General features: G+C 41.5%; 3 protein-coding genes. All 3 read right to left on the bottom strand.

What is annotated here, in order from left to right; genetic code table 11:
- Nucleotides 1-287 (bottom strand): hypothetical protein (locus AACV01_RS05060; RefSeq protein ID WP_339382632.1); only part of this gene is annotated, 287 nt, incomplete at its 3' end.
- Nucleotides 288-604: 317 nt separating this feature from the next.
- Entirely contained in the window at nt 605-934 is a 330-nt protein-coding gene (locus tag AACV01_RS05055) for a hypothetical protein (protein ID WP_161682517.1), read from the bottom strand.
- Between the two features lie 119 nt (nt 935-1,053).
- Nucleotides 1,054-1,717: RHS repeat domain-containing protein (locus tag AACV01_RS05050; protein WP_272927276.1), on the bottom strand; the 664-nt coding region annotated here is incomplete at its 5' end.

The following is a 1,717-nucleotide window of genomic DNA, read 5'->3' as shown; positions in this document are numbered from 1 at the left end:
CCCACCACATTATAAGCGCGATCATATTGATAACTGCGGTGCACATCCGTACAAAATGGCGGTTGTTGGGGATGGGCTTGTATCGATTGTAAAAACTGTTCGGTGCCTCGCCCTGCTCGTTGATGAGCCAGTAAACCGGTGGCCGTATAGTGACTGGAATTGACAAATCCAGCGTGACTACGGCGTAAATACTCTTGTCCTACTGCGTTGTAGCTGAATTGAAGTGGTGCATGCTGATTGACTTGCAGTGAAGTTAACTCCCCCAGCGCCCCAAAAGCATAATGCAACTCCCGCTCACCAAAACGGGTCAATGCCAGCGTATTATCAGCTTCATTCCATTGATGAACAATCTCTTGTCCATTAATACGTTCATCTTAAACGAGAGTTTAGTATTGATATCCGATAGTGAAAGCATTCGAACAATTAAGCTGCAATACTAACAGCAAGCGCAACTCAGTGCCATCAAACACACCATGCGCGAGCTGATGCGGAAATATACCAACGACTAAAGGGGAGACTGAGCTAGCACAACTGAGCAACCCTTAAAAATAAGTCAGCCGGAAGTTCTCGGGATCTTTCCGGCTAGATTTAATTACTCAAAATATTATTCTGGGCCATTCCATTCAAGTTTTTCTTTCAAGTGCTCAGGAACGAGACTAAATAGCCTTTTTATATCATCTTCATGAGAAAAATAATTTGTACATTTTCTTTTGTCAGCATTTTCCAAATAGAATCGCGCATGACTATTTAAAAAAAATATATCATGTTCAGTCATTTCTTCTTCAGGAAGAGATATAACAATATTATGTAATAGCTCAGCCTCCATATAACAAGACTTATCAAAGGCTTTTCTAAAGCAAGAGTGTGTTTGCACATTTCTTATATAAGATAATGACTTCCATAACATATTTGAATATATATTTATTTTTCTCATTCTTAAAATCCTAATTTGTTTCTTAAATTACTAAAGAAACTTCTGGATGGCATAGCTCTGGCATCAGTTGGTGGTGAATTTGTTCTTGTCCATGAACCATTTTCTATTAATTTATTAATCTATTTAGCATCGCCTGTTTCTTTATATATTTCTTGAGCTGCAACCATTCTATGATGCCCTTCCCCCATATAATAAATTCCATTGGAATCTACAAAGCCACCAACTTGATTTTTGGGAAGTGAAAAATCAAAAGTGCCGTCAAGCATATCTTTTTTCATACCATCAATCTGTTTAGGGTTTCTTAATCCGATTTGTGTAGCTTTTATTTTTGGTGGTGGACAACACGCCAACCCAAACGGATCAACCCACCCCGTCGGACAATGCACATACCCATAGGGATTCAGCCCACCCAATAACCCTATGGGGTCTGGGGAAAGATACTGCCCAGTCTCCTTATCATAATAGCGAAAGCGATTATAATACAAGCCACTTTCTTCATCTTCATATTGCCCCGCAAAGCGAAAAGGACATTCGGTGTAATTAGGGTCATTCTCCGCCTTGCCCTCGCGGTAACGCCAAAACTGCATTTGGCCCCACGTATTCAACCGTCCTGCCCAACTGGCTTGTCCGCCTTCACTGAATATCTCTCGCGGAGTTCCTTGGTGGTCGGTGACCACATAGTGCAGTTTACCCTGTTGATAGCGCGCGGTAGGCGTTATCTCTCCGGGTTGATACAGCCATTGAACTTGTTGCGCATTAGCAAGAGTGCCATCGGCATATATC

The organism is Proteus sp. G2609, assembly GCF_963896135.1.
GTDB classification, from domain to species: domain Bacteria; phylum Pseudomonadota; class Gammaproteobacteria; order Enterobacterales; family Enterobacteriaceae; genus Proteus; species Proteus mirabilis.
This window is presented reverse-complemented; position numbering and strand designations above follow the sequence as displayed.

What these genes read in the sequence shown, in the direction of transcription:
- AACV01_RS05055 (WP_161682517.1), bottom strand. Translation starts at nt 934, where the DNA reads ATGAGAAAAATAAATATATATTCAAATATGTTATGGAAGTCATTATCT.